The sequence below is a fragment of the Adlercreutzia sp. ZJ176 genome, from assembly GCF_011038975.1.
Lineage (GTDB): Bacteria > Actinomycetota > Coriobacteriia > Coriobacteriales > Eggerthellaceae > CAAEEV01.
Map to the genome: position 1 here is coordinate 100,805 of NZ_JAAKEC010000002.1, position 22,750 is coordinate 123,554.

General features: G+C 67.9%; 17 protein-coding genes. All 17 read left to right on the forward strand.

The window, feature by feature from the left end; all coding sequences use genetic code 11:
- Window position 1 precedes the first annotated feature (1 nt).
- The 17 genes from G7Y50_RS01375 (at window position 2) to G7Y50_RS01455 (ending at window position 22,683) form a co-directional block, all read left to right on the forward strand.
- Entirely contained in the window at window positions 2-415 is a 414-nt protein-coding gene (locus tag G7Y50_RS01375; protein WP_165056587.1) for a hypothetical protein, read from the forward strand.
- A 70-nt stretch (window positions 416-485) separates the two neighbouring features.
- Window positions 486-2,939, forward strand: a complete 2,454-nt coding sequence (locus G7Y50_RS01380; protein WP_165056588.1) for a molybdopterin-dependent oxidoreductase — start codon at window positions 486-488, stop codon at window positions 2,937-2,939.
- Window positions 2,939-3,352: a hypothetical protein gene (locus tag G7Y50_RS01385; protein WP_165056589.1), complete on the forward strand. Its 414-nt coding sequence runs from the start codon at window positions 2,939-2,941 to the stop codon at window positions 3,350-3,352. The genes G7Y50_RS01380 and G7Y50_RS01385 overlap by 1 nt, the downstream gene beginning before the upstream one ends.
- Before the next feature lie 323 nt (window positions 3,353-3,675).
- Entirely contained in the window at window positions 3,676-5,844 is a 2,169-nt protein-coding gene (locus tag G7Y50_RS01390) for a PASTA domain-containing protein (protein WP_165056590.1), read from the forward strand.
- 6 nt (window positions 5,845-5,850) lie between these two features.
- Window positions 5,851-6,615 carry a DNA repair protein RecO gene (gene recO / locus G7Y50_RS01395; protein ID WP_165056591.1) on the forward strand — a complete coding sequence of 255 codons (765 nt, stop codon included), beginning with the start codon at window positions 5,851-5,853 and terminating at the stop codon, window positions 6,613-6,615.
- A 180-nt stretch (window positions 6,616-6,795) separates the two neighbouring features.
- On the forward strand, window positions 6,796-7,083 hold the full coding sequence (rpsO, locus tag G7Y50_RS01400) for a 30S ribosomal protein S15 (RefSeq protein WP_165056592.1): 288 nt from the start codon (window positions 6,796-6,798) through the stop codon (window positions 7,081-7,083).
- 171 nt (window positions 7,084-7,254) lie between these two features.
- Entirely contained in the window at window positions 7,255-9,486 is a 2,232-nt protein-coding gene (locus G7Y50_RS01405) for a polyribonucleotide nucleotidyltransferase (RefSeq protein ID WP_165056593.1), read from the forward strand.
- Between the two features lie 336 nt (window positions 9,487-9,822).
- Entirely contained in the window at window positions 9,823-10,593 is a 771-nt protein-coding gene (dapB, locus tag G7Y50_RS01410) for a 4-hydroxy-tetrahydrodipicolinate reductase (protein WP_165056594.1), read from the forward strand.
- Between the two features lie 137 nt (window positions 10,594-10,730).
- Window positions 10,731-11,630 (forward strand): 4-hydroxy-tetrahydrodipicolinate synthase, encoded by a 900-nt coding sequence (gene dapA, locus G7Y50_RS01415; protein WP_241156622.1) that lies wholly within the window; start codon window positions 10,731-10,733, stop codon window positions 11,628-11,630.
- A gap of 104 nt (window positions 11,631-11,734) precedes the next feature.
- Entirely contained in the window at window positions 11,735-13,639 is a 1,905-nt protein-coding gene (locus tag G7Y50_RS01420; RefSeq protein WP_165056595.1) for a ribonuclease J, read from the forward strand.
- Window positions 13,640-13,765: 126 nt separating this feature from the next.
- Window positions 13,766-16,444, forward strand: coding sequence for a DNA translocase FtsK 4TM domain-containing protein (locus G7Y50_RS01425; protein WP_241159485.1), 2,679 nt, complete (start codon window positions 13,766-13,768; stop codon window positions 16,442-16,444).
- A 31-nt stretch (window positions 16,445-16,475) separates the two neighbouring features.
- Window positions 16,476-17,570 carry a helix-turn-helix transcriptional regulator gene (locus G7Y50_RS01430; RefSeq protein ID WP_165056913.1) on the forward strand — a complete coding sequence of 365 codons (1,095 nt, stop codon included), beginning with the start codon at window positions 16,476-16,478 and terminating at the stop codon, window positions 17,568-17,570.
- Between the two features lie 44 nt (window positions 17,571-17,614).
- The gene (locus G7Y50_RS01435; protein ID WP_165054966.1) at window positions 17,615-18,112 is read left to right on the forward strand and encodes a YajQ family cyclic di-GMP-binding protein; all 498 of its coding nucleotides are present in this window, start codon (window positions 17,615-17,617) and stop codon (window positions 18,110-18,112) included.
- A 21-nt stretch (window positions 18,113-18,133) separates the two neighbouring features.
- A complete protein-coding gene (gene rimO / locus G7Y50_RS01440; protein ID WP_165054981.1) occupies window positions 18,134-19,513 on the forward strand; it encodes a 30S ribosomal protein S12 methylthiotransferase RimO in 1,380 nt (459 codons plus the stop codon).
- A 3-nt stretch (window positions 19,514-19,516) separates the two neighbouring features.
- The gene (pgsA, locus tag G7Y50_RS01445) at window positions 19,517-20,779 is read left to right on the forward strand and encodes a CDP-diacylglycerol--glycerol-3-phosphate 3-phosphatidyltransferase (RefSeq protein WP_165054965.1); all 1,263 of its coding nucleotides are present in this window, start codon (window positions 19,517-19,519) and stop codon (window positions 20,777-20,779) included.
- Between the two features lie 362 nt (window positions 20,780-21,141).
- Window positions 21,142-22,197: a recombinase RecA gene (gene recA / locus G7Y50_RS01450; protein ID WP_165054955.1), complete on the forward strand. Its 1,056-nt coding sequence runs from the start codon at window positions 21,142-21,144 to the stop codon at window positions 22,195-22,197.
- Between the two features lie 9 nt (window positions 22,198-22,206).
- Window positions 22,207-22,683: a regulatory protein RecX gene (locus tag G7Y50_RS01455; protein ID WP_165054944.1), complete on the forward strand. Its 477-nt coding sequence runs from the start codon at window positions 22,207-22,209 to the stop codon at window positions 22,681-22,683.
- Window positions 22,684-22,750 lie beyond the last annotated feature (67 nt).

A 22,750-nucleotide genomic window follows, 5' to 3' on the forward strand; every position in this document is an offset into this window, starting at 1 on the left:
CATGGCGAAACTCGGATTCTACTTCGATGCGGAGAGCTGCATCGCCTGCCACACCTGCCAGGTGGCCTGCAAGAGCGCCCACAACCTGCCCGTTGGCACCAACTACCGTGTCGTGCGCTCGTTCTGCACGGGAAGCGGCTGGACTCCGCGCATCTACAACATATCGGTGTCCGCCGAAGGCTGCGACACCTGCGCCGACCTTCGCGCGATAGGCGAGCAGCCCGCATGCGTGGCCAGCTGCCCCATGCGCGCCCTCGAGTTCGGTGACGTCGACGAGCTGCGCGCCAAACACGTTGGCGAGCCGCTTGCCGACGGCTGCCCCGCCCTTCCCAACGAGGAGCTGGCGAACAGAAACTTCGTCATGCGCGTCAAGGACTGCATGGCGGACGGGGATTTCGACGAGTACCTGGTGTAGGCAACTTGCCGAGCGGCCGCCCAAGCCGACCGGCGGGAAGAGCTAGAGAGAGAAAAAGGAGGAGCGAGAAGTGTCAGAGACCAAGATAACGTACCATCCTTGCCAAGGGTACGGATGCCATGAGCGTTGCCTGCTCGAAACCCATACGAGAGACGGCAAGATAACGCGCGTGCAGAAAGCGGTGTTCCCGCACAAAGTGGGCCCGGGCGTGCAGATCTGCCAGAAGGGCATTGCGAGCTGCCAGGTTCCCTACAACGAGGACCGGCTGCTCTACCCGATGAAGCGCACAGGCGAGCGCGGCGAGGGCAAGTTCGAGCGCATCAGCTGGGATCAGGCCATTTCCGAGATCAGCGCGAAGATCAACGAGTCAGCCGAGAAGTACGGCCCGCGCAGCATCGTGATGAACCTGTACTACTGCGGCATCCCGGCGAGCACCGATTCGATCACGCACCTGCTCGGACAGCGCTATCTCAACACGTTCGGCGCGTCCAAACTCGAGTATGAGGCCGTCGACTACGCCATCGTCGAGATGGACGTCGTCGACGAGGGCATGGCAATCGTCGGCGGGCGCTACAACATCGCAGACGCCGACAATCTCGTCATCATCTGGGGCGGCAACCCGCTCGGGTTCACGCGTCCGGCGCGCTTGACCCACATGGTCCTCGACGCCAAGGAGCGCGGCGCGAGGCTCGTGCATATCAGCAACCTGTACGACAACACGTCTGCGAAAGCCGACGAGTGGGTTCCCGTGCGATCCGGCACCGACGCGGCGCTCGCCCTGGGCATGGCCCACGTCATCGTGAGGGACTATCCAGTCAACGAGGAGTTCCTGCTCGGCGAGACGGCGGCCGCCTATTTGGTGAACACCGAGACGCACAAGTACGTTCGCGCTTCCGAAGTGTTCGAAGGCGGAAGCCCGGCGGACTTCGTCTTCTGCGACGAGCAGGCAGGCGCGCTCACTGCGATTCCGCGCTTCAACTTCCGCCACGAGGTGACGTACGGCGACGCGAAGCCCGCTCTCGAGCATGAGTGCGAAATCGGGGGCGTTGTCTGCAAATCCTCGTACACCCTGCTCAAAGAGCACCTGCAGAAGTGGACGCCTGAAGCGGCCGAGAACGCCTGCGGCGTTCCCGCTGCCCAAGTCGAGCATCTCGCCAAGCTGTACTACGAGTCGTCGCCCTCGCTCATCGCGATCGGCGATGGGCTGCGCTACTCGAACGGAACGCAGACCATCCGCGCCATCAAGCTGCTCACGTACCTCACGGGCAACCACGGCGCGCCCAACGGCGGCACGATCATCTCCGCCGGTCTCGACAACGCCGGCCCCCACATGATCGATCGCATGCACATCCGGTTCCCGGAAGGCCTTCCGACTGACCTCGGCGATTACGCGCCGGTCGAGGATGTCATCAACAGCGTGAACGACCCCGAGGCCCAGCAGTACAAGGTCCTCCTCAACATGGAGGGCAATCCTCTGCTCAACTGGCCCAACAAGGAGCTGTGGTGCGAGCGCATCCTCCCCGTCTTCGACCTGGTGGTCGCCTGCGAGATTCGCATGACCGACACGTGTCGTTGGGCTGACTATATCCTGCCCGAGGCGACGACGTTCGAGCGCCATGAGGTGTGCAGCGAGACCGACCATTGCGTCGTGCTCTGCGAGCCGGCGATCGAGCCGCTTGGCGAGTCGCGCACGGCGGCGGACATCTACCGTGCGCTTGCTGAGTCGACGGGCGTCGGCCAGTACTTCCAGAAGACGCAAGAGGAGTGGGCTGCCGCCATCCTTGACGAGAACCCCACTCCGACCATGGGCTTCGTGGCGGCCGACGAGGATGCCGACCGCGTCGGGGAGGTCGAGCCCGTTACGTACGAGCGCCTCAAGAAGCAGACGGCCATTCACCTCGACGTGCCCGACGATCCTGCTGACCCGTACGCGGGACTGCTGCTCCACGTGAACGAGACAGGGAGAATCCAGTTCTACAGCGAGGCGCACGCCATGACGGGCGACATGCTGGCTGACCTCCAGGCGACGCACATCCTCGACGAGGAGATGAAGAAGAAATACCCGCTCCACCTGTTCATCGCGCGCCACAAGTACTTCATGCAAGGACAGTTCACCAACATTCCCGAGATGGAGAAGCTCGCCTACACCCAGTTCGGCGTCGCCCTCAACCCGAAGACGGCTCAGGAGCGCGGATTGCGCGACGGTGACGAAGTGGAGGTGTTCAACGACCGCGGCGTCATGAGGAGCAAGCTCATCCTGCGCGAGGACGTGGCTCCCGGCATCGCCCATACGTGGTACAGCTTCCCGGAGACCTACTACCCTGACACCGACTGCCCCCAGGTGCTCGCGACGCCTCAGAATGCGCCCGAGACCGCGACGCCAATGTCGTACGTGAACGGCGCGCTGTGGGATGCCATCCAAGTTGCCTGCGGCTCCCCGGCCACCGAGAAGTTCGCATCCGGCTTTACGACGCCGGAAGTCATATTCGACCAACTCTGCGAAGTGAGAAAGGCGGTCCGATAATGAGCTGCGCAACCCTCATCGACGTCAACCGTTGCACGGGATGCTGGACGTGCTCCATGGGGTGCAAGAACGCCTACGACATGCCGCTTGACGAGTATCGCCTGTTCATTCGAACGATCGGCGGCGGCGGGATCGACCAGGCCGGCGGAGAATGGCCCAACTTGTACCTCAAATGGCACCCGGTCTTCACGAAGAAGTGCCTGGGCTGCAGAGGGGACTCCACGACGGGGAACGTTCCGTACTGCGTGTTCAACTGCCCGACGGGAGCACTTACCTGGGGAGACCCGGAGGATCCCGCAAGCGGGTTCTCAAAGCGCAAGGAGGAGCTCCTCGACCAGGGCTTCCACATCTGGCAGCAGCCGGAGTGGGAGGAGACGCGCGACGGCGTCTTCTACGCGGAAAAGGGGATCTAAGGGCGATCTCTCTTCTCTGGCTCCCACCTGACAGATGATTCCAGGGGCCGTAGCAAGCTCTCATGTCGAGGGCTCATGCTGCGGCCCCTTGGCGTTCTTGGCGCCTGGCTCCCTCCCCATGACTCCGATTGCCAATGCCCCTGGGCGCCGTCTCCTTAAGGCGTCCTTTTCGCCTGGCTTTCTCCCCATGTCATTTTGAGGGAGTCTGCCGTTGTCCTCGGACGTCCTTTTCGCAGGTGAACTTGATGTGAATTGGCAACGAAATTCATGTGGGGTTTCTTTTTGGCTATAATGGGCGCAGCCGTAACGAGGAGAGCTCTTTCATGATATGCCCTAACTGCAAAACCGAGAACCGCGCCGAGGCCAAGTTCTGCGACGAATGCGGATGTGACCTGCGTGCGCTCGCTGCCGAGGAGGCGGCTGCATCAGGGAAAGCCGCCGCAGCCGACGGAGACGCGCCGGCCGCCTGCGCCGGCAAGGACGCGCCCTCGGGCACGTCCGCTGCGCCGTCGCCTGCCGACGCAGCTCCCAACCAGGTGATCGCCGAGGCGCTCGGCGAGGTGCGCGCGCTGCGCGACGCCGTGCCGCCCGTCATTAAGGTGCCGACCATCGTGTCGGTGCCCGACATCGCGATCGAGGATGCGCCTGAGCCTGATGCGAAAGAGCTCGCGAAAGGGTCCGCGAAGGAGCTCGAAAAGGCGGCTGCCGCGCCTGCTGAGGCCAACGAAGCCTCGGGAAAGGCCGCCAGCTCCGATGAGGCTCCCGCGCTCGCTGAGGCCTCCGCATCCGCGAAGCTCGACGCCCCCGCAGTCGCCAAGCCCGCGAAGCGCGCCGTCGACAGCACGCCCGCAGTCGCCAAGCCTGCCACGCCCGCCGTTGACGGCACGCCCGCTGCAGACGCCAAGGAGCCCGCGTCCTTCGAGTCTCGCCCCGACACCCCCTTCGCCGAGGCGCGCGCGATGTTCGGTCCCAAGGGCATCTCGGCCGAGGTGACCGCCGATTTGAGCGGGCTCGAGCGCCTCGTCGACTCGAGCTACGTGCCGCCCTCGTCGTCAGGGCGCGCCGGCGACACCATGGAGCTCCCGCGCATCGAGGAGGACCCGGCGCCGCGCGCCACCTCCTTCCGCGCCGAGGTCGACCGCAAGGAGGCGCGCCGGCAGAAGAGGGCGCAGCGCAAGCTCGAGCGCGAGCAGGCGAAGCGCGCCCGCGAGCTCCAGAAGCAGGGGGCCGTCGCGGCGCCCGGCGCGCACCCCGCGCTCGAGGACCTGCCCGCCGTCGAGCCCGAGCCGCAGCCCGAAGCCATACCCGAGGCGGGGGCTGCACCCGAGGCCATGCCCGAGCCGGCGCCCGCGCCCGAGGTCCTGGCAGGAGCTGCGACGGACACCCCGATCCTTGCGGACGCCCCGACAGAGGCCCCAGCGGGGACCGCATCCGCGCCCGAGCGCGTCACGTCCGCCGATCATGCCGACCAGCCGTCCGATCCCCACAACTCCGCCGCTTCCGCAGGCAGCGCCGACGTCCCCGACGCGCCCGTCCGCCCGCGTCCCCGCAAGGCGGTCGTCGCCGGCATCGTCGTGGCCTGCGCCGTCATCTGCGCGGCCATCGCGCTTTGCACCTACCACGCCGAGCTCTGGGGCGGCAAGGTCATCCCCGACGTGGCCGGCAAGTCGCAGGCCGACGCGCGCTACCTGCTCGAGGAGAAGGGCTTCACCACCATGACCACGCAGGTGAAGTCCGACGAGGTCGAGGGCCTCGTGCTCGAGACCGACCCGGCGGCGGGCCAGCGTGCTGACAAGGGCAGCGAGATCACGCTGCGCGTCGCCACGGCCCGCATCGTCCCCGAGGTCGTGGGCAAGCCGCAGGCCGAGGTGGAGAAGCTCATGGCCGAGGAGGGCTTCGGGAACGTCGAGTACGTGCTCGTGAAGTCGAACGAGCCCGAGGGCACGGCGCTGTCAGTCGCGCCCGAGCCCGGCACGCGCGCGAAGGCGGGCGAGCCCGTCACGGTGGAGGTCGCGCAGGCCTACACGGTGCCCGAGGTGAGGGACCTGTCCACCGCCGACGCCACGCGCGCGCTCGAGGCCGAGGGCTATAAGGTGACCACGGAGCAGTACAACACCGAGGACCTCCCCGAGGGCACGGCCGTCTCAACCGACCCGCTGGCGGGCACGAAGCTCCCCTCGGGCTCGGCGGTCACGCTCTACGTGGCCCACAACCGCTCGACCGACCTCATCGAGTTCACGCGCGCGTTCTTCACCGACTCGCCGGTCATCACCTACGCGGGCAAGGTCTACAACACCAAGCCGGACACGATCGAGCTCACCTACGTCGGCAACAACACGGTGAACTTCAGCATCCAAGGCGTCGAGGTGGGCTTCATCTTCGGCATCGCCGTGGAGAACCCGAGCGGGCAGACCACGCTCAAAGGCTCCATCACCTGGGACGATGACAACAACATCGTGTCGACGACCCCCGTGATGAAGCAAGGCGCCTGACAGGCCGTGTCCGCGCCCACCTACCGCGCCCGCGCGCTCGTCCTGCGCAAGACGAAGTTGGGGGAGAGCGACCTCATCCTCACGCTGCTCGCCGAGGACGGCAGCCAGCTGCGCGCGGTGGCGAAGGGAGCGCGCAAGCCGCGCAGCTCGTTCGCGAGCCGGCTCGAGCTCTACAGCGAGGTCGACCTTCTGTGCGCGCGGGGCCGAAGCCTCGACATCGTGAAGGAGGCGCGCCTCCTCAAGGCCCGCGACGCGCTGCGCTCAAGCGTCGAGCGCGCGGCGGGGGCCGCGTGCGCCGCCGAGCTCGTCGAGCGCGTGTCACTCGAGCACGTCTGCGCGCCGCGCCTGTTCGCCGCCACCGGCGTGGCGCTCGATTCGCTCGCGCGCGCCGACGTGGCGCAGGTTCCCGTCATCACGGCGGCCCACCTGCTGAAGGCGTTCTCCCTCGCCGGCCTGCGCCCGAGCTTGGAGGCGTGCGTGGCCTGCGGGGCCCCCGCAAAGCCGGCGGCGGGGCAGGTGCGCTTCTCGGCCCCCGACGGCGGCGTGATGTGCGCGCGCTGCGCGGCCCAGGCCCAGACCACGCTTTTGCCCGAGCAGACCCGCGCCTGGGCGCGCGCCCTCATCGCCTCCACCTTCGCCCAGATCGAGCAGATGGACGCGCCCGTGCAGGCCGGCGTCGACCTGCTCCAGCTCTGCCAGGTGTGGGCCGCCGCCCACCTCGGCGTCCGCCTCAAGTCGGTCCAGTTTCTCCTCACCTGCGGCCTGCTCTGAGCCTTCTGATTGCCCCTTGCTTTTGAAGTGCCGCTGTCATATACTAGAAAAGCTGTGCATAGGCGCAGCTCGTCTGACCTTAGCTTGCATGGGCCACCCTCTTGCCTGCCCAGATCTGACGAAAGAGACATGCCGCAAGGCACGGGCGATGGAGCCCGCACGAACACGAAAGGTGGAGACATGGCTGACAAACTGAGCATCAGCAAGGAGCGCACCGCAGAGCTCGTCAAGGAGTTCGGCAAGGGCGAGGGCGATTCCGGCAGCGCCGAGGTGCAGGTTGCCATCCTCACGGAGCGCATCCGCAACCTCACCGAGCACCTCAAGGTGCACAAGAAGGACAACCACACCCGTCGCGGTCTGATGATGCTCATCGGCAAGCGTCGCGGCCTGCTGAAGTACATCAAGCAGCGCGACATCGACGAGTACCGCGCGCTCATCAAGAAGCTCGGCATTCGCGACAACATCTAATCGCGTCAGCATCAAGGCCCGCAAGCTTTGCGGGCCTTGTGTTTGTTGAATCGGTCGAAGCTGCCAGTGGGGCGGCTTTGCTCGAGAGGCGCGGTGAAGGTAAGTAGCCGCCCCTCGAAGAAGCTCACGCGCAATGAGGCGCACGAGGTGAAGAGAAAGATACGAAAAAACATGACCAAGATCGTCGAATCCTTTGAGCTGTACGGCAAGGAATACCGACTTGAGACCGGCGAGCTGGCCAAGCAGGCCACCGGCGCCGTTCTCGCAACCTGCGGCGACACCACCGTGCTCGTGACCGCCGTGGTGTCCAAGCAGGAGCGCGACTTCGACTTCTTCCCGCTGACGGTGGACTTCCAGGAGAAGATGTACTCCGTGGGGCGCATCCCCGGCGGCTACCTGAAGCGCGAGACGAAGCCGTCCGACCACGGCACGCTCACGGCGCGCATGATCGACCGCCCCATCCGCCCGGGCTTCCCGGACGGGTACAAGAACGAAGTGCACATCGTGGTCACGCCGTTCGTGTGTGACGGCCAGCACCTTCCCGACACCATCGCCGTCAACGCCGCCTCGGCGGCCCTCCTCGTCGGCGGCGCGCCGTTCGAGGGCCCGGCGGCCTGCGTGCGCATCGGGCGCATCCAAAACGAGGAGACCGGCGAGCTCGAGTTCGTGGTGAACCCCACCGTCGACGAGGAGGCCGCGTCTGACCTGGAGCTGACCATCGCCGGCACCGCCGACTACATCTCCATGGTGGAGGCTGGCGCGCATGAGATCTCCGAGGAGGACATGCTCGCCGCCATGACGTTCGGCCAGGAGGCCATCGCCGCGTTCTGCGAGAAGCAGAAGGAGTTCCTGGCGAAGGTGAACCCCACGCCGATGGACTACACCATCCACGCCGCCGACCCCTGCGTCGCCGAGCGCATCGAGCCCTACTTCGAGCAGATGTCCGCGGCCCTCAAGGACGCCGACAAGCTCGCCCGCATGGGCAAGGTGGAGCAGCTCAAATCCCACGTCAAGGAGACCGAGTTCTCCGAGGATGAGCGCGCCGCCTGGGGGAGCGACATCGCCGCGGCCCTCAAGAAGCTCGAGAAGCGCGCCATGCGCAAGATGATCATCGAGACGGGCGAGCGCGCCGACGGGCGTGCGCCCGAGGAGGTGCGCCCGCTGCACATCGTCCCGGGCTACCTGCCCCGCGTGCACGGCTGCGGCCTGTTCCAGCGCGGCCAGACCCAGGTCATGAGCGTGTGCACCCTCGGCATGCTCAACGAGTGGCAGCGCCTCGACACCATCTGGCCCGAAGAGGGCAAGCGCTACATGCACCAGTACAACTTCCCGCCGTTCTGCACGGGTGAGACCGGCCGCATGGGCGCCCCGAAGCGCCGCGAGATCGGCCACGGCAACCTCGCCGAGAAAGCCATCCTGCCGGTGCTGCCCACCGAGGACGAGTTCCCCTACGCCATCCGCGTGGTGTCTGAGGTGCTCGAGTCGAACGGCTCGTCCTCCATGGCCTCCACCTGCGGCTCCACGCTCGCGCTCATGGACGCCGGCGTGCCCATCTCCGCCCCCGTGTCCGGCGTGGCCATGGGCCTCATCAAGGAGGGCGACGACGTCGTCATCTTGACTGACATCCAGGGCATCGAGGACTTCCTCGGCGACATGGACTTCAAGGTGTGCGGCACGCCGAAGGGCATCACGGCGCTGCAGATGGACAACAAGGCCAAGGGCCTGTCGGTCGACATCCTCGCCCGCGCGCTCAAGCAGGCGCACGAGGGCCGCGCGTTCATCCTCGACGCCATGCTCGCCGAGATCGCCGAGCCGCGCGCCGAGATGCGCGAGACGGCGCCGCGCATCGAGACCATCAAGATCCCCGTGGACAAGATCCGCGACGTCATCGGAAGCGGCGGCAAGGTCGTCCGCGGCATCCAGGAGGAGACGGGCGCGTCCATCGACATCCAGGAGGACGGCACCATCCACGTCGGCGCCACCGACGGCACCTCCATGGAGGCTGCCAAGGCCATGATCCTCGGCATCGTGAAGGAGCCCGAGGTCGGCGAGGTCTACGAGGGCGAGGTCGTGGGCATCAAGGACTTCGGCGCCTTCGTCAAGCTCACGCCGGGCAAGGACGGTCTGCTGCACATCTCGCGTGTAGCCAACGGGCGCGTGGGCAAGGTGGAGGACGTGCTCAACCTCGGCGACGTCGTGAAGGTCGAAGTCCTCGAGGTGGACGCCAAGACGGGCAAGATCTCGCTCGACCGTCTCGACAAGCCGGACGCGCCGGCCGGCAGCGCCCCCGCGCACGACGACCGCCCGCGCGAGCGCCGCGGCGAGCGCGGACCCAAGGGCGACAAGCCGCGCCCGGGCCAGGGTACGCGCACCCCGCGCCGCCGTCACACCAACGACGCATAAGGCAAGCCTGACACGCTGACGCGGGAGCCGTGCTGCGGCTCCCGCGTCGCTGTTTGAGGCGCTGTTGAGGGCACCGTGCAGATTTCCCGCGGGATTTTGGCAGAAATCTTCAGATATTTGCCCCTCGTTGGCCGACGGAGGGGCACATTTGCGGAAGATGATTCCCGTCTTCACACGTTTCCCCAGGTCAAGTTTTCTCGCACACGTCCGTGCGCAGGTGTGGGGCCCTGATTTTGACCAACATCTGAAGATTTCTGCCAAAATGCCTTTGGAAATCTGCACGGGGCTCACGAGACTGCCCCCTTGCATGGGAACGACGCAATCGAAGGAGACATGATGATCAAAGTTGCTGTTGCCGGATGCGCGGGCCGCATGGGCTCGGCCGTCGTCGACGCCGCTCGCGCCGCGGATGACATGCAGGTCGTCTGCGGCATCGACCCGCACGCCGCGCCTGCGGCGGACTTCCCGGTCTACGCCGCGCTCGCCGAGGCGCTCGACGCGCACGAGGTCGACGTGCTCGTGGACTTCACGCAACCCTCCGTGGTGGCGGGCAACCTCGCCGCCGCCCTGCCGCGCGGCGTGAACTGCGTGGTGGGCACCACCGGCCTCTCGAACGAGACGCTCGAGGAGCTGGCCGCCGGCGCAACCGGCGACGCGTGCCTGTTCTACGCGCCGAACTTCACCACGGGCGCCGTGCTCATGATGCAGTTCGCGAAGGCCGCCGCGCCCTACTTCCCCGAGGCTGAGGTGATCGAGTTCCACCATGCCAAGAAGAAGGACGCGCCCTCGGGCACGGCCGTGCGCACCGCGCAGATGATCTCGGAGGCTCGCGGCGGACAGGCGAGCGAGGCTCCCGGCGCCGAGACGGAGATCGCCGGCGCTGAGGGCGCCCGCGGCGCGCTCGTCGACGGCGTGCCCGTGCACTCCGTGCGCTCGATGGGCTACGTCGCCAGCCAGGAGGTCGTGTTCGGCTCCATGGGCCAGACGCTCACCATCCGCCATGACTCGTGGGACCGCACCTCCTACATGCCCGGCGTGCTCCTCGGCATCCGCAGCGTCGGCGAGCGCAGCGGCCTGATTGTTGGTTTGGAGAACTTCATGGCGTAACGCCTGAAAAAGCGCACAGTCGTGGCACAATATCAACCAGTTGTTCGTTGCGCCGCGGCGCTCGTGTGCCGTTGCGCGATAATGAGCGAAACGCAGCTCGATGAGCGAAACGCAGCAAGGCAAGTGAGGAGAACTTCATGTCTATAGGTGAACCCCGTTTCGGCCGCATGATCCCGGCCATGGTGACCCCGTTCGACGAGAACCGCGACCTCGACCTCGACCGCGCCGGCGCGCTGGCCGACCGCCTCGTCGAGGGCGGCGCTGACGCGCTCATCATCAACGGCACCACGGGCGAGAGCCCGACGGTGTTCTACCCGCAGAAGATGGAGCTCTTCCGCGCCGTGGTGTCCGCGGTGGGCGGGCGCGTGCCCGTCATCGCGAACGTGGGCGACAACTGCACCGCCGACACGGTCGACTTCGCCCACGACGTCCAGGCAACCGGCGTCGACGGCTTCATGTGCGTGGTGCCCTACTACAACAAGCCCCCGCAGGAGGGCCTCTACCAGCACTTCAGCACCATCGCCCGGGCGGTCGAGCTGCCCATCATCCTGTACAACATCCCCGGCCGCTGCGTCATCAACATGGCGCCCGAGACCACGCTGCGCCTGGCGCGCGACTGCGACAACGTCGTGGCCATCAAGGAGGCGTCGGGCAACCTCGAGCAGATCAAGCGCATCATCGACGAGGCGCCTGAGGGCTTCGACGTGTACTCGGGCGACGACTCGGCCACCTACGACATCATGAGGCTCGGCGGCGTCGGCGTCATCTCCACCATCGGCAACGTGGCGCCCGCGCGCATGAAGGAGATCGTCGATCTGTGCGCGGCGGGGGACTTCGAGGCGGCCGCCGCGGCCAACGAGCGCCTGCTGCCGCTCATGAACGGCCTGTTCGAGACCTCGAACCCCATCCTCGTGAAGGAGGCGCTCAAGCTGGCGGGCTTCCCCGTCGGCGGCGTGCGCCTGCCGCTCGTGGACGCCACGCCTGAGCAGTCGGCGCGCCTGGCCTCCATCATGCGCGAGGTGGGCGTGCTCGCCTAAGCCCGACTGGGGCGTAGCGCGACGCATACAGGGACGCGACGCCGGCTCGACCACGTTCGGGCCGGCGTTTTGATAGGAAACGTCAACAAGCACTAAGGAGATACATGGCAAAAGAAAGAAGAGAAGGGGACGCGCCGGCACAGGGCCAGACCGCTCCCCAAAACAACCGCAAGAACGCGCAGCGCCCCCAAGGCTCGCAGGGCGGGCGCAACGCGAAGAAGAAGACGAGCTCGTACAAGCACGTCAACCTCGAGCGCAAGCGCCCGCAGCTCACCCGCGACGGCGCCGAGGCGCAGAAGGGCGCCGGCCAGCGGGCTGACGCCCGCCGCGCGTTCTCGTCGCGCAAGAAGGACCCGCACGCGCGCCTCGAGATCATCCCGCTCGGCGGCCTCGACGCCATCGGCAAGAACATGACCGCCTTCATGTGCAACGGCGACATGATCCTCGACGACGCGGGCCTGATGTTTCCCGACGACGACCACCCGGGCATCGACCTCATCCTGCCCGACTACACCTACGTGCTCGAGAACGCCGACAAGCTGCGCGGCATCGTCATCACGCACGGCCACGAGGACCACACGGGCAGCCTCCCGTACCTGCTCAAGGACCTCGACCGCACGGTGCCCATCTACGCCACGAAGCTCACGCTCGGGCTCATCGAGGGCAAGTTCGCCGAGCACCGCATCAAGAACGCCAAGCTCATCGAGATCAAGCCGGGCGACGAGATCAAGCTCGGCTGCATGACGGTGGACTTCTTCGCGGTGAACCACTCCATCCCGGGCGCCGTGGGGCTGTTCTTGCAGAGCCCGGCCGGCAACGTGCTGCACACCGGCGACTTCAAGCTCGACCAGACGCCCATCGACGGCGTGCACACCGACTTCGCGGCGCTCGCGCGCTTCGGCGAGATCGGCGTCGACCTCATGATGAGCGACTCCACCAACGCGCAGAACGCCAACTTCACGCCGTCGGAAGCGGAGGTGGGCAAGTCCCTCGCGCAGATCATCAGCCAGGCCCGCGGACGCGTCATCATCGCGTCGTTCGCGAGCCACATCCACCGCATGCAGCAGATCTGCGACGCGGCGGTGGCGAACGGCCGCAAGGTGGTGGTCACGGGCCGCTCGATGATCCAGAACACCGACATCGCGCGCCGCCTCGGCTACCTCAACATCTCCGACAACGACCTCATCGACGCCTACGACCTGTCGGGCATCCCGCCCGAGCAGGTGGTCATCATGTGCACGGGAAGCCAGGGCGAGCCGCTCTCGGCCCTCGCGCGCATCGCCAACGGCGAGCACCGCACCATCGACATCGAGCACGGCGACACCGTCATCATCTCGGCGACGCCCGTCCCCGGCAACGAGAAGGCCGTCACCCGCGTGATCAACTCGCTCGCCAAGATCGGCGCCGACGTGTACGACAAGAGCCGCGCGCGCGTGCACGTGTCGGGCCACGCCGGGGCCGAGGAGCTCAAGATCGTGCTCACCATCGTGCAGCCGCACGCGTTCATGCCCGTCCACGGCGAGGCCACGCACCTGCGCGCTCACGCCAAGCTGGCCGAGGCCACCGGCGTGCCGGCCGAGAACATCTTCGTGATGGAGAACGGCGACTCGCTCGTCCTGTCCGCGCGCGGCATCGAGGTGGGGGAGGGCGTGCAGTCCGGCATCGTCTACGTGGACGGCCTGTCGGTCGGCGACACCTCCCAGGACGTGCTCGACGAGCGCAACGCGCTCGGCAACCAGGGCTTCGCGAGCGTGGCCGCGGCCGTGTCGTTCAAGCGCCACGACCTCATTGGCAGCCCGCAGGTCGAGATGCACGGCATCACCGGTGGCGACGACTACTACCTCAACCAGGAGATGGTCAGCGTGGTGGGCAACGCCATCCGCCGCGCGCTGTCCAAGGACGGCGACGCGAAGAGCGTGCGGAAGGTGGCGCGCGACTCGCTGCTGTCGCTTCTGTGGGAGCGCACCAAGCAGCGTCCTATGGTGATCGTGAACCTGTTGGAGGTTTAGCGCCCGCACCTGCGCGCATCCCCTATACTGTAAATCCACGCATGTTGAGCGGCTTGCCTCGCAGGCCGTTCACGTCGTACCATCCACCTGAATCGAACCGCAAACACAGCACGAAGGAGCTTGGGCGTGGCCCGTCAACCAGCATCAACGCACACAACCAAGAAGAAGCACACCCGCGACACCGCGCAGGGTCGCAAGAGCGCGGCCGCGCGCCGCGCCGCATCGCCCGAGCCCGCCGCGCACGTGCTCGACGACCGCGCCCGCCGCGATATCGCGGGCGTGGTGTTCATCCTGCTCGCCGTCGTGCTCCTGCTCGCCGCCGTGCTCTCCCCGAGCGGCGAGGGCATCGTGACCAGCTTCATCTCGCGCGGCGTGCACCTCGCGTTCGGCGTGGGCTGCTACGTGCTGCCCGTGGTCCTCGCCGCCGTCGGCGTCACCTTCCTCGTGCGCTTCGACCGCGAGCGCGTGCCCGTGCGCGTGGCGTGCGGCCTCATGGTGATCTTCGTGGCGCTGCTCGGCTTCATCGCGCTGTTCACGCCCGTCACGGGCGTCACCGGCGACAACCTCTCGCTGCTGTTCTCCGAGCGTGCGCTCACAAGCCACGGCGGGTACGTGGGCGCGGGCATCGCCTGGGTGGGACTCACGCTGTTCGGCCAGGTCATCTCGTGCGTGATCCTCGCAGGCGTCATGCTCATCGGCGGCATCATCATCGGGTTTTCCATCTCGAAGCTCATCGAGACGATCCGCGCGAAGAAGGACGCCCGCGCCGCTGCCGCCGCGGAGGCGGCCGCAGCCGAGGAGCGCGACGGAGTGGTGGCCGCGCCCCCCTTCGCGCGCGTGCGCCGCGGGCGCGGTTCGCGCAGGCGCGACGCCGGCGCGCTCAAGGCGGGCGCGGACGGGCTTGCCGCCGACCCCGGCGCCGCAACGGGCGTGCTCGTGAAGCCCGCCAGCGTGCTTGCCGCCTCCGAGACCGCGACTTTGAAGCCCGCGCGCGTCGGGCGCGCCTCGGCGCGCCGCCACCGCAGCTCGGCTGAGGCCGGCGAGGCCCAGGCAGCCGACGCCGCCGCGGACACCTCCGCGCTCACCACCAAGCTCGGCGCGGCGGGGGGCGCGGGGGGCGCAGGCGCTGACGCGGCCACGGACGCGGGTGCTGGCATGGACGCCCACGACGCGCCCGTGGCCCTCACGCGCAAGCTCGGCAAGAAGCGCGCCGCCGAGGAGCGCGCCGGCGCCTCGGCTACTGCCAAGCCGCGCCGCAGCGCGAGCGCCTCGCCGGTGGCCACGCCGCGCCCGCTCGAGGGCTTCAAGCTGCCGCCGATGTCGCTGCTCGCGTCCCCCAAGAAGGGCGAGGCGGGCAGGGCCCCCGACTCCGAGCTCTCCGAGACGTCCGCGCGCCTGCAGGAGACGCTCGAGGACTTCGGCATCATGGCCGAGGTCGTGGGCTGGGTGGCCGGCCCCACGGTGACGCTGTTCAAGGTTGACCTGCCCGCCGGCGTGCGCGTGAGCCGCGTCACGGCCCTGAACGACGACATCGCGCTCGCGCTCGCCGCGCCGGGCGTGCGCATCTTCGCGCCCATCCCCGGCACGAACTACGTGGGCATCGAGGTGCCCAACCGCGCGCGCCAGACGGTGTACCTCTCCGACGTGCTCGGCGACGCGGGCCCCGGGCCCCTCCAGATCGCCATCGGCAAGGACGTCGAGGGGCACTCCATCGTGTCCGACCTCGCGCGCATGCCGCACCTGCTCATCGGCGGCACCACCGGCTCGGGCAAGTCGGTGTCCATCAACGCCATGATCATGTCCATCCTCATGCGCGCCACGCCCTCCGAGGTGCGCTTCATCATGATCGACCCCAAGCGCGTGGAGTTCACGCCCTACAACGGCATCCCGCACCTCTACGTGCCCGTGGTCACCGAGGCCAAGGAGGCCGCGAGCGCGCTGTCCTGGGGCGTCGCCGAGATGGAGAAGCGCCTCAAGATCTTCTCGAAGGTCGGCGCGCGCAACATCGGTCAGTACAACGCCAAGGCGCAGGCCGCCCTCGCCGAGGAGCAGCGCGCCGAGGCGGCGGGGGAGGAGGCCGAGCACTGGGAGTACCCCGAGGAGATGCCCTACATCGTCATCATCATCGACGAGCTCGCCGACCTCATGATGAACGTGGGCAAGGAGGTGGAGTTCTCCATCAGCCGCATCGCGCAGCTCGCGCGCGCGGCCGGCATCCACCTCATCGTGGCCACCCAGCGCCCCTCCACGAACGTGGTGACGGGCCTCATCAAGGCGAACATCACGAACCGCATCGCCTTCAACGTGGCCTCGGGCATCGACTCGCGCGTCATCCTCGACACGCCGGGCGCCGAGAACCTCATCGGGTTGGGCGACCTGCTGCTGTCCAAGCCCGAGTACGCCAAGCCGCAGCGCATCCAGGGCTGCTACGTGTCCGAGGACGAGATCAACGCCGTGGTGTCCATGCTCAAGGAGCAGGGCGAGCCCGACTACCACACTGAGATCCTCTCCGCCAACGTGGTCACGCTCGGCGCCTCCTCACCCTCGGGCGACGGCGGCTCGGACGCGGAGGACCCGCTTCTGTGGGAGGCCGCAGATATTGTGGTTTCGAGCGGTCTGGGCTCAACATCTAACATTCAACGGCGCTTGAAGGTGGGTTACGCGCGAGCAGGCCGTATAATGGATCAGTTGGAGGAACAGGGCGTCGTGGGCCCCGCGAACGGCTCGAAGCCGCGCGAGGTGCTCGTGAGCGACCCTTTGGAACTTGAGACGCTCAAGGCGTTCAAGGAGAACGACGAGCTCTAGACGGGCTCTAGGCAAGTGAAGGAGTAGGAACGTGGCGCGTCAAAGATCCTACGGAGGGCTTCTCCGCGAGGCGCGTGAGAGGCGCGGATTCGACCTGACAACCGTGTCGCATCGGCTGCGCGTGCGCCCTGACATCCTGCGCGCCATTGAGGAGGCCGACTTCGCCTACCTGCCGCCGCGCGGGTACACCCGCAACATGATCAGCGCCTACGCGCGCCTCGTGGGGCTCAACCCCACCGAGGTCACCTCGCTGTACCTCGACGAGGTGCACGCGTACGAGTCGGGATACGCCCGTGTCGACGCCCGCCGCGCCGAAGGGCAGGGGCGTCGTCCGCGCGGCGAAGGCGGCGCGCGGTCGTCCGCGCGTTCCGTCGGCTCTGGCCGGCCCGCGCGTGGGGGCCGCGCCGCTCCCGGGCGCGCCGACGGACGCGCGCGGGGCGCGCAGCGCGGCGAGCGCAGCCGGAGGGGCGAGCCGCGTCAGGGCTTCGTGGGCGGAAACTCGTACCCGAGCCTGTACTCGAAGGCGCAGAACGGCCCCGTGCCCTCGATGACGCGCCTGCCGCTCATCATCGGCGCGGCCGTGGTGGTGCTCGTCCTGATCGTCGTGCTCGTGTTCGTGCTCGGCGGCAAGCAGGACGCTGCGCAGGACGTGCCCGACGTGCCCATCTCGGGCCTCACCGACACCTCGAACCCCGCGAGCGAGGAAACGGTCGAGCCTGTGGAGACGGCGCCCACGAGCGCGCAGGTCGTCTACAAGGTCGTCGGCTCAAGCGACGTGTACGCCGAGATCACCACGGACGGCACCACCGAGAGCAAGCTCATCTCGCCGCCGGTTGAGGAGACCGTCGAGGTCACCGGCACGTGGAGCCTGAGCGCCTGGGTGGTCGACGCCATCACCGTCACGGTCGACGGCAAGGAGATCGAGTACACGCAGGCCGACGGCGGCATCCCCACCTGGTCGGTCGACTTCACGAAGATCAAGGACGACTGGGAGGCAGCGCACGGCGAGGGCAAGGGCTCGTCGTCGGCGTCCTCGAGCGCCTCGTCCTCGGCTTCGTCGTCTTCGGCCGCGCAAGCGGCGGGCGGCTCCTCGAGCTCGTCGTCGGGCGCCGCAGCCTCCCGCTAAACCACGTTTCCGCCTACCCCAGCTACCTGAAAGGAATTTGACCCATGGCCAAGGAATCCAGCTTCGACATCGTGTCCGTCGTCGACATGCAGGAGGTCGACAACGCCTTCCAGCAGGCGCGCAAGGAGATCGCGCAGCGCTACGACCTCAAGGACTCAGGCGCCGAGATCGCGCTCGACAAGGCCAAGCAGACCATCACAGTGTCCGCGCCGGCCGACTTCGTGGCCAAGCAGGTCATCGACGTCATCGGCAGCAAGCTCATCAAGCGCGGCATTGACCTTACGGCCGTGAAGTGGGGCGACGTCATCGCCGCCACGGGCCAGTCGGTGCGCCGCGTGGCCACTGTCGTCAACGGCATCGACAAGGAGACGGCCGGCAAGATCAACAAGGACGTCAAGGCCCTCAAGCTCAAGTGCAAGGTGCAGATCGAGGGCGACCAGCTCCGCGTGAGCTCGGCGTCGCGCGACACCCTGCAGGAGGTCATCGCGTTTCTGAAGGGCCAGGACTACGGCCAGCCGCTCCAGTACGTGAACTATCGCTAGGGCGCGCGTCACATGGGCGAGATGCAGAAGGCAGACGCGCACGAGGGCGAACGCGGCGCGTGGCGCGTGGCGTTCGTGACGATGGGCTGCGCGAAGAACGAGGTCGACACGGCCGCCATGGAGAAGCGCCTGCTCACGGCGGGCTACGCGGTCACTCCTGACGTGGAGGACGCCGACGTCATCGTGGTGAACACGTGCTCCTTCATCCAATCGGCCACCGAGGAGAGCCTCGAGGCCGTCTTCGAGGCGGCGCGTCTGCCGCGCGTGGCGGCGGGCAGCGCGCACGTCGTGGTGGCGGGGTGCATGCCCGCGCGCTACGGCGCCGACCTGGAGGAGGAGCTCACGGAGGCGGCGGCCTTCGTGCCCTGCTCGCGCGAGGACGACATCGTCGCGGTCGTCGGGCGCTGCCTCGGCGTGGCCGAAGCTGGTGCCGGCGTCGGGCTCCGCGCTGATGAGCCGGCGCGTGAAGGCGCGGGCGAGGCTTCCGCCGACGGCGCGCCTGCCGGCCCCGCAGGCTCCGCGTCGCCGTCCGCCTACGTGAAGATCTCCGACGGCTGCGACCGCTGGTGCTCGTACTGCGCCATCCCGCTCATCCGCGGACGCTACCACAGCTTCCCCGTCTCCGACATCCGCGCTAACGTCGCCGAGCACGTTGCGGCCGGCACGCGCGAGATCGTGCTGATCGCGCAGGACACGGGGCGCTACGGCCAGGACTTCGACGAGCCGAGCACGCTCGCGCGCCTCGTGGCCGACCTCGCCGAGGAGTTTCCCCGCACGTGGTTCCGCGTCATGTACCTGCAGCCCGAGGGCGTCACCGACGAGCTGCTCGCGGTGATGGCGGGCCACGACAACGTCTGCTCGTACCTTGACATCCCGCTCCAGCACGTCGACGAGGCGCTCCTGCGCGCCATGAACCGCCGCGGCTCGCGCGCGCAGTTCGAGGCCCTCATCAAGCGCGTCCGCGCCGCTGTGCCCGACGTCACGCTGCGCACCACGCTGATCGCGGGCTTCCCCGGCGAGACGGACGAGCAGTTCGAGGACCTCTGCGACTTCGTGGCGGAGGCGCCCTTCGACTACGTGGGCGTGTTCGCCTACTCGCGCGAGGAGGGCACGCGCGCCTTCGACCTGCCCGACCAGGTTGACGAGGACGAGAAGGCCGACCGCGCCCAGCGCCTGCGCGACATCGCCGACGCGGCCTGCACCGCGCGGGTCGCCGAGCGCGTGGGGCGCACGGTGCGCGTGCTCGTGGAGGGCTGCGAGGAGGACGGGCAGCTCTTCGGGCGCGCCCAGTGCCAGGCGCCCGAGGTGGACGGAGTCACCTACCTCGACGCCGGAGAGGTAGGCAGCATCGTGGAGGTGCGCGTCAGCGACACCCTCATGTACGAGATGGAAGCGGAGTAGCGCATGCGCGACAAGCTCTGGACACCTGCCAACGTCATCACGCTCACGCGCATCTGCCTCGTGCCGGTGTTCGTGCTCGCCCTCCTGAGTCCCTGGCCCGAGTGGTTCGGGCTCGACTTCATCAGCGCGCAGATGAAGTCGCTCGTGGCGGCGGGGGTGTTCATCCTCATCTCGTGCACCGACTGGGTCGACGGCTACCTCGCGCGCAGCCGCGGCGAGGTCACCGACTTCGGCAAGTTCATGGACCCGCTCGCCGACAAGATCCTCGTGGCGGCGGCGCTGCTCGCGCTCGTGGAGCTCGGCGTGCTGCCGTCGTGGCCCGTGCTCATCATACTGGCGCGCGAGTTCATCGTCTCGGGCGTGCGCATGATCGCCGCCACGAAGGGCGAGGTCATCGCCGCGAGCTGGTACGGCAAGGCCAAGACGGTGTTCCAGATCGTCGCCATCGTGCTGTTCCTCGTGAAGGACGGCCTGCATCCGGACACGGTCAGCTCCGCGTTCGGTGATCCGCTCTACGTGCTGTCATGGCTCGTCATGATCGTCGCGCTCGTGCTCACCATCGTGTCGATGCTCGACTACCTGTCCAAGGCGCGCCACCTTCTCGGCTTCGCGCCGGCGAAGGCCCGTGAGTCGGCGAAGGGGCCGGCCGAAGGCGGAGCCGCAGATGGGGACGCGGGCGCGGTGAGCGACGAAGCGCAGGACGTGGCGAAGGACGGAGCGCGGGGCGCGACGCAGGACGCAGCGGGCCGGGAAGAGGCGGGGCGGGAGGCGCCCTCCGTCGCCGAGCTTGACGCGCTCGTGCACGCCGAGGCGCGCGCGGTGGTCGAGAAGGCGCTGGCGAGCGGCACGAGCCTGGCCACGGCCGAGAGCCTCACGGGCGGCATGATCTCAAGCGCGCTCACGTCGGTCCCCGGCAGCTCGGGTGTGGTGCGCGGCGGCGTGGTGAGCTACGTGAACGAGGTGAAGCACGGCGTCCTCGGCGTCGACGCGCACGTGCTCGAGGCGCAGGGCGCGGTGTGCGCCGAGGTTGCCGAGGGCATGGCGCGCGGGGCCCGGCGCACGCTCGGCGCCGACGTGGCCGTCGCCGTCACCGGCATCGCCGGGCCCGGGGGAGCCGAGGAGGGCAAGCCCGTGGGGACCGTCTGGTTCGGTTTCGCCGCTGAGGGCGAGACGCGCTCTTGGACGCGCTGCTTTGGGGGGACACGCGAGCAGGTCCGCCAGCAGACGGCCCTCGAGGCGCTCCGCGCCCTCGCAGGCGAGGTGTAGGGGAGCGGCGAAATCCGATGCACGCTCGCACACGCCGCCTCTTCACGCGCCGTGTGCGAGCGTCTTTCCCGCCAGGACGCAGCGCCCTTCTGCTTGATTCCCGCCAGGTTGGGGCGACAGGCGGGCGACCTCCCGCCGATGCTCAGCGCGCCTGGGGGCGCGTCTCCGCGCCACGGCCTGGCCCAATCCCCGCCATCACGCCGTCAGGCGGCGGCGCTATGCTGCAAGGCGTCAGGGCGCGCCCGCAAGACTTTCTCAGGGAAAATGGAGAAACCTCCTTGACCAACAAACAGGTGTTCGTATAATAGGCGTATACCGTTTCAGGACGAACAGCCTACGCCGCCGCACGCAAAGGAGCGCACATGAACCAGGACAAAGAGAAGATGCTCAAGCTCACGACCGACCAGATCGAGTCGAAGTTCGGCAAGGGCTCCATCATGAAGCTCGGCGAGGGCGGCGCGGACCTCAACATCGGTGTCATCCCCACCGGCGCGCTGCCGCTCGACGCGGCGCTCGGCATCGGCGGCGTGCCGCGTGGGCGCATCATCGAGATCTACGGCCCCGAGTCGAGCGGCAAGACCACGCTCGCGCTCCAGATCCTGGCGGAGGCCCAGGCCATGGGCGGCATCGTCGCGTTCATCGACGCCGAGCACGCGCTTGACCCCGTCTACGCCGCCCGCCTCGGCGTCGACATCGACGAGGTCCTCATCTCCCAGCCCGACACCGGCGAGCAGGCGCTCGAGATCTGCGACATGCTCGTGCGTTCAGGCGCCATCGACTGCGTGGTGATCGACTCGGTGGCGGCGCTCGTCCCGCGCGCCGAGATCGAGGGCGAGATGGGGGACACCACGGTCGGCTTGCAGGCGCGTCTCATGTCGCAGGCGCTGCGCAAGCTCGCCGGCTCGCTCTCCAAGTCGAATACCACGTGTATCTTCATCAACCAGCTGCGCGAGAAGATCGGCGTCATGTTCGGCAACCCCGAGACCACCACGGGCGGCCGCGCGCTCAAGTTCTTCGCGAGCGTGCGCATCGACATCCGCCGCATCGACTCCATCAAGCAGAGCGGCGAGATCGTCGGCAACCGCGTGCGCGCGAAGGTCGTCAAGAACAAGGTGGCCCCGCCGTTCCGCCAGGCGGAGTTCGACCTCATGTACGGCGAGGGCATCTCGCGCGAGGGCTGCATCATCGACATGGCCGTCGAGTGCGGCGTCGCGAAGAAGAGCGGCGCGTGGTACACCTACGGCGAAGAGCGGCTCGGGCAGGGGCGCGAGGCGGCGAAGAACACCCTGCGGGAGAACCCTGACATGCGCGACGAGATCGAGCGCAAGGTGCGCGAGGCGTTCGACATCCCGGTCCTCGACCAGAACCTCGGCGAAGACGCGGCCACGCCGCTCCCGAAAGACGGCAAGCGGAAGTAGCGCGCGCCTATGCCGTCGGAGAGCAACGTGATCGAAGAGCAGGCCGACAAGGCGTACCAGAAGGTCCTGCGCTGCGTGAGCGTGCGCGAGCAGTCCACGGCGCGCATGCGCGAGAAGCTCCTGCGCGCCGGGTTTGACCCCGCGGCGGCCGACCACGCGATCGAGCGCGCCTGCCGTGCTGGCGCGCTCGACGACGTCCGCTACGCCGAGGCGCTCGTGCGCGCCACGCTCGCCGCCGGCAAGGGCCTGCGCTTCGCCGAGGCGGAGATCGAGGAGCTCGGAGTTGACGTCAACGCCCTCGACGCCTACCGCGACCACCTTGACGCCGACGACGGCGACGAGGTGGCCCGCGCGCTCGCAGCCATCAAGGCGCGCCCGCCGCGCGCCAAGAACAAGCGCGAGGCGGCCTTTCGCCGCTGCGTTGCGAAGGGCTTCTCCGCCGACGTCGCAACCTCCGCCGCGCGGATATGGTGTGAGGAAGGATAATCCGTTCGCATTTGCTCAGGCGAAAGCCCCTCTTTATGAGGTATACTTAATTCTTGCTTTGAGCAAT